Genomic DNA, 14,180 nt, shown 5'->3' on the forward strand with positions numbered 1-14,180 from the left:
CTTAAAAACGTAAAAAATAGGGAATGACAGACAACACAATACCAATGCCACTCAGTAGGAAATTGCTCTCAATAAAATAAGGGAAAACCATTAAAACTAGACCGGCAACAAAGGGCACAGTCATTTTTTGCTTTTTGCCATAGAGAAAATAGCCTAAACCAATGGAGCTAAAGATCACACCGAGGAAAAGTTGGGTAGTGTTCATGATGATGTTTCGTGCATTGTTATTTTCTGCTAGATATTATGCCAAGATTCTTAAAAGAAGATATAAAAACTAAGAGCGTGTGATGCAACCTTATAATAAAAACCTAAAGCTTCCATCGCGTGATTTGCGAAGCAATATGACTGATGCAGAACAATGTTTATGGCAAAGATTACGCCGTAAGCAAATTTTAGGATTACAGTTTTATCGGCAAAAGCCCATCCTAAACTTTATTGTGGATTTTTATTGTTCCGCAGCGAACCTTGTCATTGAGTGTGATGGAGCACAACATTACACCGAAGATGGTCGTTTGGCTGATCAAATTCGTGATCAAGCTTTAAGTGACTTAGGGCTTGTGGTACTGAGGTTTAGTAATCGGCAGATTTTGGCTGAAACGGATGCTGTGGTGGAGCAGATTTATTTATATTGTTTGAAAGAATCCCCCTAAATCCCCCTTTTGCAAAGGGGGACTTTCCGTGAATTTGATGATGGTATTGAATTCACGGTACTCCCTCCTTTTAAAAGGAGGGTTGGGGAGGATTTGTTGAAAAAAAAGGTTGATATAATTATTTGTAATATATTGAATTTACTGTGTAAAAAAAATCAGAGGTGGTTGTTTAAATGTTGCTTTGTAAAATGTGTATTGGAAAGAAATTACCATCTTATACATATAATAATGAAAATTTTGGAAGACAATTTTGTGAAGAGTGTCTGAGTGAAACTCAGCATTTAGATTATGAAAATTTTAAAAACAAGTTATTTGAGGTGATAACCACCAATTATAAATTTTTAGATGATTTACCATCTAGAGCAGGTTGGTTTTATGAAGGGCATCAGGAAGACGGAGTAAGTAATTTTTATAATTTAATTGAATGGCTTGAATTAGATGCGGAATTAACAGAAAAATTAGCTGATGATGGTGATAAGGAGTTTAGTGATAAGTTATTAGTGTTATATGACGACTCTTTGGAAGAATATGAAGGTTGTAATAAAGAATTTGAATGGGAGCATATTCAAAAGGGTTTTAAACATGAGTTTAGATTCTTTAATTCAAATCTGATGGATTTCTTAAATCATACATTTGAATATTTACTTGATGATAATGTTGTTAATCAATCACTTTTAACCATCATAAAGCCAAACACTATTTTATATCGTGGCAGAAGTTTTGATAGTTTTAAGCTATTGATGAAAGAAATTAATAAAGATGACATAGAGATTGAGTATGAACAAGAAAATGAAGATATTGCAAAAAATATTCGAGATAAATTTGGACTAGTACCTTCATCCCTAGCTAGTGATCAACGAATGACACCTTTTGGGATATCTGCTCTTTATTTATCTACAAATAAAATGGCATGTGTCGCTGAAATTAGAGCTTTAGTTGGACAATATGTTGGTATTGCACAATTTTCTAATAGAATAGAACTGAAATTATTAAATCTAAATAAATTAGCAGAGGGTTTATATCCTAATCATTTAGATGAAAATTATTTGGAAAAATTGGATGTTTATGTATTTTTCAAAAAACTTATAGCAAGTGTGTCAAAACCCAAACTTGAGAGTGGAAAATTTGATTATTTGGTAAGCCAATACTTTTTTGAGTACTTGAGAGTGAAATTCGGAGATCAGATTCATGGGGTTTTTTTGAAATCAGTTCAATTACCTACTGCTGATAATATTATTTTATTTCCTGAGGTTACAGATGATGGAATAGATACCTCTTTTTCAGAAGGGAATAACAATATGTATTTTTCATGGAATAAGGAATCAAGGCTTGGTTTAAGTATTTCACAAGTTAAATCAATAGCAATTACAACTGAGATTGAATATATCTCTCATCCAAGAATGAAAGAATCAACGGACTGGATTTAATCCCTCCCAACCTCCCTTTGAAAAAGGGAGGAGCAGTCACGAAACAAATTGAATCACATGACATCCCCCTCTTTTTAAAGAGGGGTTAGGGGAGATTAATTAAACAATCGAATCATCTAAATTCGGTGCTAACCAACGCTTCGCGACATCTAGAGACCAACCCTTACGCTTTGCATAATCTTCAAGCTGATCTTGAGAAATTTTGCCCACGTTAAAGTATTCACTTTCAGGGTGCGAGTAATAGAAACCACTCACAGAAGAAGGCGGCATCATCGCAAAGTGTTCAGTCAACTTGGTACCAATCTTCGCTTCAGAACCTAACCAGTCGAACAATGCCGCTTTTTCAGAATGTTCTGGGCAAGCAGGGTAGCCTGGCGCAGGACGAATACCGACATACTTCTCTTTAATCAGTTCTTCATTACTCAGCGTTTCATCGGCTTTATAACCCCAGAACTCTTTACGAATACGCTCGTGTAAGTGTTCGGCAAAAGCTTCGGCAAAACGATCTGCTAAAGACTGAACCAAGATCGCTGAATAGTCATCACCTTTGGCTTTATATTCATTCGCCAACTCTTCCGCACCGAAAATCGACACAGTAAAGCCGCCTAAATAATCTTGCTGGGTTGTCGTCGGCTTAATATAGTCCGCCAAAGACAAGTTTGGTTTACCTGTCACTTTGTCCGACTGCTGACGTAAATGCTCAAAGGTATGAGTAACGGTTTGCCCAGCTTCATCAAACACGCTGACCGTATCCGCTCCGGTACGTTGTGCAGGGTATAAACCGAACACAGCACGTGCATCAAAACGATTGTTATCGATAATGTCTTTCAGCATCGCTTGCGCTTGGTTATACAAATCTGTCGCTGCTTCACCCACCACTTCATCTTCTAGAATTTTCGGGAATTTACCCGCCAAGCTCCAAGAAATAAAGAATGGTGTCCAGTCGAAATATTCAACCAGCGTTGCTAAAGGATAGTTGGTGATCACTTGTGTACCCAAAGCATTTGGCTTTGGTGGTACATAGTTGTCATCAATCTTAAAGCCATTCTCAACCGATTCTGTATAGCTGAGTTTCGCTGCTTTTGGTTGCTTGTTGGCTAAACGCTCACGAATTTTGGCATATTCAGCACGATGCTCGGCAATAAAGTTGCCACGCATTTCTTTAGACAGCAGCGTGGTTGCCACACCCACAGCACGTGAAGCATCGGCCACATAAATCACCGCATCATTGGAATATTGCGGGTCAATTTTCACTGCGGTATGTGCTTTAGAGGTGGTTGCCCCCCCAATCAGCAATGGAATGTTGAAGCCTTTACGTTGCATTTCTTTGGCTACAAACACCATTTCATCTAAAGATGGGGTAATCAAACCCGACAACCCGATGATGTCACATTTCTCATCAATCGCAGTTTGTAGAATTTTCTCACACGGTACCATCACGCCAAGGTCAACAATGTCGTAACCATTACAGCCAAGGACGACGCCCACGATGTTTTTACCAATATCGTGTACGTCGCCTTTTACGGTCGCCATCAACACTTTACCTTTAGATTGGCTACCGGTTTTTTCAGCTTCAATGTACGGGTTGAGCCAAGCCACGGCCTGTTTCATTACACGTGCAGATTTCACCACTTGTGGTAAGAACATTTTGCCCGAACCGAACAAGTCGCCGACCACGTTCATACCATCCATCAAAGCACCTTCAATTACATCGAGTGGACGTTTAGCTTTTAAGCGTGCTTCTTCAGTATCTTGGTCAATATAAGTGGTGATGCCTTTAACGAGGGCATATTCCAGACGCTTTTCAACCGATTCATTCCGCCATTCCAGATTTTCCGCTTCTTTTGCTGCACCGCCTTGACCACGGTATTTTTCAGCGACTTCAAGCAGTTTCTCTGTCGCAAGTTGACCAGATTCACCTTGGTTCTGGTTTAAAACAACATCTTCAACCGCGTCTTTCAGCTCTTGTGGAATATCGTCGTAAATCGCCATTTGACCAGCGTTCACAATCCCCATGGTCATGCCTTGTTTAATGGCATGGTAGAGGAATACCGAGTGAATCGCTTCACGCACAGGCTCATTGCCACGGAATGAGAACGAAACGTTCGATACACCACCTGAAATCATGGCATGTGGCAAGTTTTGTTTAATCCAGCCTGTGGCTTCAATAAAATCCACAGCATAGTTGTTGTGTTCTTCAATCCCCGTTGCCACCGCAAACACGTTCGGGTCAAAAATAATGTCTTCAGCAGGGAAGCCAACTTCATTCACCAGAATTTCATAAGAACGTTTACAGATTTCACGCTTACGCGCAGCGGTATCTGCCTGACCGACTTCGTCAAAAGCCATGACAATAATCGCAGCACCGTACTGACGGCATAAACGGGCCTTTTCGACAAACTCGTCATAACCTTCTTTTAAGGAAATCGAGTTGACGACAGGCTTACCTTGTACGCATTTCAAACCCGCTTCAATGATTTCCCATTTTGATGAGTCAATCATAATTGGCACACGGGAAATATCAGGCTCAGATGCCACCAGATTCAGGAAGTGCACCATCGCATTTTGCGAATCGAGCATGCCTTCATCCATGTTGATGTCGATGATCTGTGCACCGGCCTCAACCTGTTGCTGTGCAACTTCTAAGGCTTCGGCAAAGTTTTCTTCACGGATTAAGCGCAGAAACTTTTTCGATCCAGTAACGTTGGTACGTTCGCCCACGTTTACAAAGAGTGAGTGATCATAAATGTTAAACGGTTCTAGACCACTGAGACGACACGCAGGTACGGTTTCAGGCACTTGGCGTGGCTTAATGTCTTTCACGGCATTGTAAATGGCACGAATATGATCTGGCGTGGTACCACAGCAACCACCGGTAATGTTAATCAACCCGCTTTCAGCAAACTCTTGGATGAATGCCGCAGTTTGTTCAGGTGTTTCGTCATATTCACCAAAGGCATTTGGCAAGCCTGCGTTGGGATGGGCAGAAACAAAGGTATCCGCCACATCAGCAATGGTTTTCACGTGGGGACGCATGGCATCGGCACCCAGCGCACAGTTAAAACCAATCGAGAGCAAGTCGGCATGACGTACCGAGTTCCAGAACGCTTCCGCAGTTTGACCGGTTAAGGTACGACCTGAAGCATCGGTAATGGTGCCTGAAATCATGATGGGCAGTTCACGACCAAGTTGTTTGAACACTTCTTTCACGGCAAAGATTGCCGCTTTACAGTTCAGGGTATCAAATACCGTTTCAATCAGGATGATGTCTGCACCACCTTCAATCAACGCATGCGTCGCTTCAATGTAGTTTTCTTTCAGTTCATCAAAAGTAATGTTACGGAACGCAGGGTCGTTTACATTGGGTGAAATCGAGCAGGTTCGTGAGGTTGGTCCCAATACACCCGCCACAAAACGAGGCTTTTCAGGCGTTGAGTATTTCTCACAAGCCGCTTTGGCCAAACGTGCTGCTTCACGGTTAATTTCAGGAACCAGATCTTCCATGTGGTAGTCAGACATGGAAACCCGTGTGCCGTTAAAGCTGTTGGTTTCAATAATGTCTGCACCGGCATCGAGGTAAGCTTCGTGAATGCCTTGAATAATTTGCGGCTGAGTAAGTACCAAGAGGTCATTGTTGCCTTTCAGATCGTGTGCCCAATCTGCAAAACGCTCACCACGATAATCTTCTTCTTCTAACTTGTGGCGCTGAATCATGGTGCCCATTGCACCATCAATAATCAATATACGCTCGGCGAGAAGTTCTCTAAGGGTGGTAAGCGTGGACATAAATAACCCCAATACACGACAATTCTTGAAATGGCGCATATTTTAGCAGAACTCAGGCTTATTTTGAGTTTAATTCAGCTTTTCGACTGGCGAGTTAGCAGGATTCATGCAAAAAAATGGCTTTATCGGTTGTTTTCATAGAAATGAAATATTACACAGGCAAGATGAATCCGTTTCGAATTCAAGGTGAAAGCACATCGATAGGCGATAAATTTTTTTACAATTCAGAATTTCATTTACTTTTTTGCATGAAATATTTTTTTGTTATAAGTATTTGAAAAAAACTGATTTACAACAAAAAATCATCACCAAGTTAGGGCAGAATGATTTAAAACAGGTCAATTGTTAAAAATTTGGCTTTATATGGCACCTGTTTGTCATATAATTGTCATAATTTAATTTAACAATAAGGGGATTTTATTATCCTCTTAAACCGTCTGCATGAATTCAAAAATTCCTCCCGTCCAAGATCGTATGCATTCGGCATCGAACAAATCGACGAATGTGCATGTTCCAACACCGAAATTTTTTATGCCGGTGTTTTTTACGGTCATTATTGCGACTCTGATTTATATCGGATTTCAGGTTTCTGCTGATTTGTCGCATGTGCCACCGTTAAGTTTGTATTCAGTTATTCTTTTAGCGACGGCATTACTGATTGCTTTAGGCTTTGAGTTTGTGAATGGTTTCCATGACACAGCCAATGCAGTTGCAACTGTTATTTATACCAACGCATTGTCTGCACCTGTTGCGGTCATGTGGGCTGGTTTTTGTAATTTCCTTGGGGTAATGGTTGCCAGCGGTGCAGTTGCTTACGGCATCATCGCCTTGCTGCCTGTCGAACTCATTATGAATGTGAGTTCGGGTGCAGGCTTCGCGATGGTCTTTGCCATGCTGATTGCGGCAATTCTATGGAATTTGGGCACTTGGTTCTTGGGTATTCCAGCATCGAGTTCGCACACTTTAATTGGTTCTATTTTGGGTGTAGGGGTAATGAATTACCTGTTGCATTCAGGCAGTGGCGCCAGCGGTGTCGATATGGACCAAGTCATGAAAGTGGGTAAAGCGCTGTTGTTTTCTCCATTAATCGGTTTTGCATTTGCTGCGATCGTATTTTTGTTGGTGAAGAAAATCTTCAAGCGTCAGCTGGAATTGTTCCAACCACCTGAAGGCAATAAGCCACCACCACCAATGATTCGTGCCATTTTGATCTTTACCTGTACCGGTGTGAGTTTTGCACATGGTTCAAATGATGGTCAAAAAGGCATGGGCTTAATCATGTTGATCTTGATTGGTTTGGTGCCATTGGCTTATTCATTGAATAAAAACCTTGATCAAGCGCATATCCAGTCATTTGAGCAATTGTCATCTCAAGCGGCAGTAGCCATTTATCCTGCTCATGCGGATATTCCAGATGAACAAGCGCGCCAGACCATTACCACGTACATTCAAACCAAAGAAATGACGCCAGCTGTAGTACCAGCTTTGGCAAGTTTGACTGATCATTTGGGTGACCGTGTTGCTGAATATGGTGACTTAAAGAACATTCCTGAAGAAGCGGTTTCTTCTATTCGTAATGACATGTATTTAAGCACGACTGCATTCAAGCGCTTAGACAAAGCAGATCAGTTACCTGCAATGTCTGAGGCAGACAAAAAAGTCGTGAAAGAATACCGCAGCAATCTCGATGGTTTCTTACAATACATCCCGACATGGGTCAAAGTAGCAGTTGCCTTGGCGCTTGGTCTGGGAACTATGGTCGGCTGGAAGCGTATTGTAGTGACTGTGGGTGAACGTATTGGTAAACATCACATGACTTATGGTCAAGGTATGTCGGCTGAACTTGTTGCGATGTCTACCATTGCAGCAGCAGATGGCTTTGGTATGCCAGTATCAACCACGCACGTATTAAATAGTGCGGTGGCAGGTACGATGGTGGCCAATAAGTCAGGCTTGAACTTGGCTACAGTGAAGACGATTCTTTCGGCATGGATTTTTACACTTCCTGCCACTATCTGTTTATCTGGCGGTTTATACTGGTTATTCCTCCAGTTCGTTTCTTAAGTATATTTCTAGGCTCAAGAAATGAAATAAAAGCGCTGCATCTGTCAGCGCTTTTTTATGCTTGTGAAATTATCGAATGCTGGATTGGTTGCAAGAATGCTATGCAAAGTATTGTGGGATCGTGTGGTATAGACTTTCAGAGTCTAAATCAGACAATCAGTCTCGTGCAGCTGAGAAGTGTGCAATGATTGAAGTACATAGCTGGATAGAGGATCTGGTTATGAGCCAAGAATGAGATTTGATCTAGAGGATTGAACCGAATGCTGGAGCCATTTAAAGGACTTGGTGAGTCTCAAATGGTATACAGATAAAAAAACCTCAAGCGGAACTTGAGGTTAATTATTTGTACTTAGACTAGGCTGTTTCTTTATTTGTTTATTCTAAATCGATAATTTGCCCATGGGCATTATGATGCACGGTGGTGATTTTATGCTGCCGTGACTGTTCAATTTTCTGGTTATCCAGCGCAAAATAATCGGCATATTGCTGGGTCGCTATAGGCTGCGCATGTGATTCGGTCTTCACACTTGCAGATGGCATAAATCGACTCCAAAGCAATAAACCCACACTACACAGCAGTAACTCTAGCCCGCCATATTCAAGACTTAGACTCAGGGCATTCAGGAGATGATGGACTGCGGCACTCTTTTGTAATTGAATCAAAATCCACACCAGCAAAAAGGGACGCCACAGCATCAGCCAAGCCCCCCACATTAAAGCGGTGCTAGTATTCGACACATAGCGTTTATGCCATGGTAAATGCTGGCGTAAATCAATCACTAAATCATGTTGTGATTTCATTTGAAGTTACTCTAAATATGTAAAACGTTATAAACGAATACCACGATCAGGGCTGACCCAACGGGCGCGTTTATCTTCGCCACGTAGTAAAACTTTAGGGAAGGCCATAATGGTGGCACTGAGGGTGATCAGCCAAAATACAAAGGGATACCAAATCATCCAGAAGTAATTTTTCCCCAGGTTTGGTTCATATCGACTATCCATCCATTTGCTTAAAGCAAACTGAATCAGGCAGGTGGCTCCCAGCAAGACACCACTGCCATAAGGCAGGAAAGGGGAGCTAATGCCATTCAGTGCTGTGATTGGGAAAATGAAATGGATGAACCAAAAGATGGCGAGGATGAGCATCAAATAGGACCAGACCAAGGTCAGGCATAGCTCTAGCATCAAAGGCCATAAAAAATTTAACTGTGGCTTTAACAATACATCCAGATTTTTAATCAGCACCTGTGCACCGCCCATGGCCCAGCGTAACCGCTGTTTCCAAAGTCCCGATAGCGTTTCAGGCATTAAAATCCAGACCAAGGCATTCGGCTCAAATTGAATGTCCCAGCCTGCACGTTGTAGCTTCCAAGTAATATCAATATCCTCGGTGAGCATATTGGGCGACCAGTACCCCACTTGATGCACTGCACTTTTACGAAATGCGGTAATCACGCCAGAAACGGTAAATAGCCGTCCAAAACTACGCTGCGCACGCTTAATCATCCCCACAATGGAGGAGAACTCACCGACTTGAATTCGCCCCAATAGTGTCGAACGGGTACGAATGCGGGGATTGCCTGTCACCGCTGCAATATTCGGGTTTTGAATAAAATGTCGCATCATCCATGTTGCCGCATGTGGATCAAGCAGGGCATCGCCATCAATCCCTAACAGAAATTCTGCTTCTGTCACAAGACTACCTGCTTGTAGAGCCATGGCTTTGCCTTGGTTTTGCGCCAGATGTACCACGCGTAAGCGTTCATGCTGGTGTGCCAATCGATTCAGTACTTCAGCAGTATTGTCGGAGCTGCCATCATTAATCGCAATTACCTCAAAATTCGGATAGTCGAGTTTTAAAGCATGGCTGATGGTCTCTTCAGCATTATCTCCCTCATTAAAACAGGGGATAAGTACAGCAACCAAGGGATAATGGTTTAAGGTTGCTGGCTGCTGATAGGCGGGTTGCTTACGTTCTTTGGCATAGAAAATTAGTGCCCCTAACATCCAGAGATAAGACATAAACAGCGGATAATAAAATACAAAGTTGAGTGCATGACGCAAGCCTTGAGTAAAATACGGGTACATGCGTAACTCCTGTTAAGGCACTAATTGAGAAGATTTGGTCGCAAAAACATCATGCATCACGTTTGCATCAGGATGTCCTTGAATGGGGTCGTCCGGATAATAGGCAACATGCATGACCCCATGTGCATACAAATCTTGAATGGTTGAAGCTAGCTCTTGAGATGGAATTTTTTGATTGGTGCGCCAGTTGGTAGCTTGTAGTTCAAATACGGTTTTCTTTATGCCGTTCGGATAGCTTTTGACCCGTTGCAGAATGTCACGATAAAACTGATCTGCATCAGTGGCCTGTTCCATATAAGGCATGGCCATAATGGCGGTGAAATCATAACGTTGTAATGACTGCTCTAAAGACTGCGAATACCAGTTTTCTGAATAAGGTTTGAGTGCCACTTGTGCATACAGATTGCGTGCTGTGAGCAAGAAAGGCTCGTATTGACGAACTTGGCTGGCAAGCTGCATGGCAAAATCATCAATGCTTTTGGTTTTATACGCGGTCCATTTTTGTAATAGCGCATCGTCCGCACGAATTTGCGCTAAATTTGTCGGTAAGCCTTGTGCAGCATAAGCTTTTAAGGCATTTGGGCTAGCATCTTCATAATCGGACAAGGTGGTATCGTCATGGAATAAAATGCCGTTAAATGGTGTGGACTTGGCCAAATCTTGATAAATATCTCTGATGGTTTGGCGTGCTTGAGCAGAATAGGGGGATAAACGTAAATAGCCCATATTCAAGTGATCCGCGCTGACTTGTTCAGTCACCACTACATCTTTACTCACAGGATTGTTTTTTGGTAAATCCCATGCCAATAAAGGCATCCAAGCGTAAATCCGGCTGACTTGGGTGCGGGTTTGAATCTGCCATGCCACGTGATTAAATAAATCAGCGCGCATAGGCACATGGCGATTCGGGAAATATACCATATCCGCAGAACCATCACCATCGGGGTCAGAGAAGGCTTGTAAATAGACGGTATTTACGCCCATGGCACGAATACGATCTAATAAAATCCCCAAATTACGTTCTTGCTGCTCGGGGTTTGGGTCGTAGATATAGTCCAAATCAATGTGCATGATTTTTTGTGCACGATTATTATCCCCCAAGTTCATCTCGCGATTTTTGATTTCTTGAGCAAGATCGGCAGTGGTCATATTGCCTTCAATCAAGATGCGATTTAAGGTTTGTAATGAACCACGGACATGATCGGGTCCATCATCCAAAGTGATAGTAATCGGCATGCCTAATTGTTTGGCAATCTGCACATCCTGCATGTTGTAGCGGCCATAAGGCCAAACCATGACGCGTGGTGCTTTTAGCCCATGGGCGCTGAGGAGCTGATTATTAGTTTTTAGGTCACGGGTAATTCGTGCGGTATATTGTTGATCGCTTTCATAACGCCGATGCTGGGCATCATATTCGCGGGTAATGGCAGCGGGTTCAGAGTTGCCTTGCGGATTGGCATTGATGCCGCGATGTAAATTAAAACTGTGATTGCCAATTTCAACCCAACCACTGTCTTGCATTTCTTTGAGTTCTGACCAAGTCAGAATCTTGTCTCGGCTAATCACATCATCACCAAAATGCACGGGTTGAGTTGTTTTTGGCGTGAGCCACGAACCGACCACCGCTAGCACCACGGGAATATGTTTGGCTTTTATAATCGGGTAGGCAAGGGTATAAAAAGATTGATAGCCATCATCTACAGTGAGTAAGACGGGCTTGGTCGGTAAGTGGTATTTACCTTGATGTGCCTGAATCAATTGCTCGACATTGACAAAGTGAAAGCCATTTTTGATGAGCCAATCCATGTGCTGACTAAATTGTTGTGGCGTTACAGCATAGGCTGGAATCAGTGCATCTTTGCTATCCGTGATTTCATGGTAGCCAATAATGGTCAGGGTTGAGGGATCAATTTTTGTGGGTTCTGCTGCGGTGCTGAGAGTGGCACTGAATGCAGATAACACGGCTAAGCACAACGGCAACAAAGGAGATGCAAAACGAGTCAGCATATGGATATCTTCTAAATGCGATTTTTTACGGGAGATTAGTGACCACAAAAACTCAAATTTGTATTTATTTCTGAGAGCCGACTAAGGTCTTTTGTTCATCGCGCATTTATAGACACTGAAGCTGAAAGTTTTCTTAAAAAAATGTGTTTTTTCTCATGATGTATACAGAAAAAACACAATCCAATACTAAAAAATTTGGCTGTATTTGAGGGGGGATCAGTTACCTGAAAAAATCAGCCATAAAAAAGACCAGTATGATGACTGGTCTTTTTAATCGTGGAGCTAAAGATCCAAGATTTAGGTAATCTTTTGCAGAATTTGTAACAGCACATCAAATTCGCTTTGAAGTGGGGTGCTTTTACGGGTAATTAAAGCCAAGGTGCGACTTGGTGCATCCTCAATCGGTTTTACCACCAAATCAGGATTGGCTTTAATCATATTGGTATGTAATGCAATTTCAGGCAACAGGGTAAAACCTAAGTTTGCTGAGACCATTTCAATCAGTGTCGGTAATGAACTGGCTTTTAAGCGATGGTCATTTTTACGTTCACCAATCGGGCAAGCACTTAAAGCGTGATCACGTAAACAATGTCCTTCTTCAAGTAACATCAAACGGGATAAATCCAGATCTTCCAGTGTCGCAGCCTGCGCTGAACGCTGATCAGATTTGTGACACACCAAGAACAAGTCTTCTTTGGCAATTTCAGCAACTTTTAAACCACGCGTGTCGAACGGCAGCGCCAGCAACACCATGTCTAGATTGCCATGTTCAAGTTTTTCAACAATCTTTTCACTTTGTGCTTCATGCAAATGCAACTGAATTTTTGGCAGTTGTTTATGCACTTCTTCAAGTAACTGCGACAAAATAAATGGAGCAATTGTTGGAATGACCCCTAAATGCAAGTCACCTGTTAAAGGCTCACTCATTTCACGACTTAAACGCATTAAGTCTTGAGCATCGGCAAGTAGAACACGGGCTCGGGCGACCACTTGTTCGCCAAGTGGGGTTAAACGTACATTTTGGCGGTCACGTTCAACGAGTACGCCACCCAGTAAGCGTTCAAGCTCCATGATCCCACCTGAAAGAGTAGATTGGGTCACGAACGAACGACGCGCTGCTTCAGTAAAGTGCAGCGTTTCCGACAGTGTTACAAGGTATGACAGCTGTCTCAGGGATGGTAATGCAGCCATAGTGTCCTAATGTTTAAGATTTAAAGTGGTGAGCAAATAATCCGCTAAGATGAGGAATGAAATGCGGAGGCATATCATGCCCCATTCCATCAATTAATTCAAACTTAGCGCCTGTAATTGCTTTTGCAACAGCCTTACCATGGCTAGGTGGGAGCAAGCGATCGCGTGAACCATGCACCACGAGGGTCGGTTGTTGAATCTGCTTGTCCAGTTGTAGCAAGGAGCCTGTACATAATATTGCTAAAAACTGTTGAAGTACACCCGCTGGGTAATAACTTCGTTGATATAATTTACGTGCTGTTTGCATGGTCTCGAGTTGGTTGATATAACCTGGCGAGCCAATCATGTTAAACACTTTCAAACTGTGGTTGATAATGCCTTCTTCATCATTCGAATCAGGTCTTCCAATTAAGCTGAACAGTTGTTTGGGAAAAGGAGGGGGTAATAACGGTTGATTATTACTGGTAAAGACCAACCCTAATTTACTGACCTTGTCTGGATTTTTTGCCGCCAGAATTTGGGCAATCATTCCGCCCATGGAGGCACCCAACACAAATACGTTCTCGAGTCCCATGCGTTCAATTAATAACGCAGCATCATCTGCCATATCATGCAGATTATAAGGGGCCCCTTGATTTTCTAAACCGAGGGCAAAACGTCCCATTAATTTAATGGTATTCAGCCGTGGCCCTTGATGACGAATTTTAGAAGATAAGCCAATATCGCGGTTATCGTAACGAATCACCCGATAACCGTGGTCAATTAATGTTTTACAAAAGAAATCAGGCCAGAATAATAATTGAGCGCCTAAACCCATAATTAACAGAATGGTGGGATGCTCAGGATGTCCACCGACTTCAACGTGTAATTCAATACCATTCCCCAAGTCTACCTTGGTTTCATGCATAAACGGGGTATAAGGTGAATTTTTGAATTGTAATACGCTATTCATTCTTCTTGCTCC

10 protein-coding genes are annotated in these 14,180 nt (G+C 42.3%); 3 read left to right on the forward strand and 7 right to left on the reverse strand.

The features are described from left to right. Position 1 precedes the first annotated feature (1 nt). Positions 2 to 205, reverse strand: a complete 204-nt coding sequence (locus ACX17N_RS04140) for an amino acid transport protein (RefSeq protein ID WP_458891301.1) — start codon at positions 203 to 205, stop codon at positions 2 to 4. Positions 206 to 287: 82 nt separating this feature from the next. Between ACX17N_RS04140 and ACX17N_RS04145 the strand changes: the two genes are divergently transcribed. After that, a complete protein-coding gene (locus tag ACX17N_RS04145; protein WP_458891302.1) occupies positions 288 to 650 on the forward strand; it encodes an endonuclease domain-containing protein in 363 nt (120 codons plus the stop codon). Between the two features lie 173 nt (positions 651 to 823). Beyond that, positions 824 to 2,077, forward strand: coding sequence for an RES domain-containing protein (locus ACX17N_RS04150; protein ID WP_458891303.1), 1,254 nt, complete (start codon positions 824 to 826; stop codon positions 2,075 to 2,077). 99 nt (positions 2,078 to 2,176) lie between these two features. Here ACX17N_RS04150 and metH read toward each other — a convergent pair whose 3' ends face one another. Then, positions 2,177 to 5,863: a methionine synthase gene (metH, locus tag ACX17N_RS04155; protein WP_458891304.1), complete on the reverse strand. Its 3,687-nt coding sequence runs from the start codon at positions 5,861 to 5,863 to the stop codon at positions 2,177 to 2,179. Between the two features lie 441 nt (positions 5,864 to 6,304). On the opposite strand from metH, the gene ACX17N_RS04160 reads away from it, so the two are divergent. After that, positions 6,305 to 7,927 carry an inorganic phosphate transporter gene (locus ACX17N_RS04160; RefSeq protein WP_458891305.1) on the forward strand — a complete coding sequence of 541 codons (1,623 nt, stop codon included), beginning with the start codon at positions 6,305 to 6,307 and terminating at the stop codon, positions 7,925 to 7,927. Positions 7,928 to 8,302: 375 nt separating this feature from the next. Here the strand turns inward: ACX17N_RS04160 and pgaD are convergent, their stop codons facing one another. The 5 genes from pgaD to estB all read right to left on the reverse strand — a co-directional run bounded on the left by pgaD (position 8,303) and on the right by estB (position 14,168). Beyond that, positions 8,303 to 8,728: a poly-beta-1,6-N-acetyl-D-glucosamine biosynthesis protein PgaD gene (gene pgaD / locus ACX17N_RS04165; RefSeq protein WP_458891306.1), complete on the reverse strand. Its 426-nt coding sequence runs from the start codon at positions 8,726 to 8,728 to the stop codon at positions 8,303 to 8,305. A 27-nt stretch (positions 8,729 to 8,755) separates the two neighbouring features. Further along, positions 8,756 to 10,018, reverse strand: a complete 1,263-nt coding sequence (gene pgaC / locus ACX17N_RS04170) for a poly-beta-1,6-N-acetyl-D-glucosamine synthase (RefSeq protein ID WP_458891307.1) — start codon at positions 10,016 to 10,018, stop codon at positions 8,756 to 8,758. Between the two features lie 12 nt (positions 10,019 to 10,030). Next, a complete protein-coding gene (pgaB, locus tag ACX17N_RS04175; protein WP_458891308.1) occupies positions 10,031 to 12,025 on the reverse strand; it encodes a poly-beta-1,6-N-acetyl-D-glucosamine N-deacetylase PgaB in 1,995 nt (664 codons plus the stop codon). A gap of 297 nt (positions 12,026 to 12,322) precedes the next feature. After that, complete coding sequence (gene oxyR / locus ACX17N_RS04180) at positions 12,323 to 13,216, reverse strand: LysR family transcriptional regulator OxyR (protein WP_458891309.1); 894 nt, start codon at positions 13,214 to 13,216, stop codon at positions 12,323 to 12,325. 13 nt (positions 13,217 to 13,229) lie between these two features. Then, positions 13,230 to 14,168, reverse strand: coding sequence for an esterase EstB (gene estB / locus ACX17N_RS04185; RefSeq protein WP_458891310.1), 939 nt, complete (start codon positions 14,166 to 14,168; stop codon positions 13,230 to 13,232). Positions 14,169 to 14,180 lie beyond the last annotated feature (12 nt).

The sequence above is a fragment of the Acinetobacter sp. GXMZU3951 genome, assembly GCF_054457875.1.

Coding starts and splice junctions, on each gene's coding strand:
- pgaC (WP_458891307.1), bottom strand. CDS start 10,018: ATGTACCCGTATTTTACTCAAGGCTTGCGTCATGCACTCAACTTTGTA.
- metH (WP_458891304.1), bottom strand. CDS start 5,863: ATGTCCACGCTTACCACCCTTAGAGAACTTCTCGCCGAGCGTATATTG.
- ACX17N_RS04150 (WP_458891303.1), top strand. CDS start 824: ATGTTGCTTTGTAAAATGTGTATTGGAAAGAAATTACCATCTTATACA.
- ACX17N_RS04140 (WP_458891301.1), bottom strand. CDS start 205: ATGAACACTACCCAACTTTTCCTCGGTGTGATCTTTAGCTCCATTGGT.
- estB (WP_458891310.1), bottom strand. CDS start 14,168: ATGAATAGCGTATTACAATTCAAAAATTCACCTTATACCCCGTTTATG.
- ACX17N_RS04160 (WP_458891305.1), top strand. CDS start 6,305: ATGAATTCAAAAATTCCTCCCGTCCAAGATCGTATGCATTCGGCATCG.
- ACX17N_RS04145 (WP_458891302.1), top strand. CDS start 288: ATGCAACCTTATAATAAAAACCTAAAGCTTCCATCGCGTGATTTGCGA.
- pgaD (WP_458891306.1), bottom strand. CDS start 8,728: ATGAAATCACAACATGATTTAGTGATTGATTTACGCCAGCATTTACCA.
- pgaB (WP_458891308.1), bottom strand. CDS start 12,025: ATGCTGACTCGTTTTGCATCTCCTTTGTTGCCGTTGTGCTTAGCCGTG.
- oxyR (WP_458891309.1), bottom strand. CDS start 13,216: ATGGCTGCATTACCATCCCTGAGACAGCTGTCATACCTTGTAACACTG.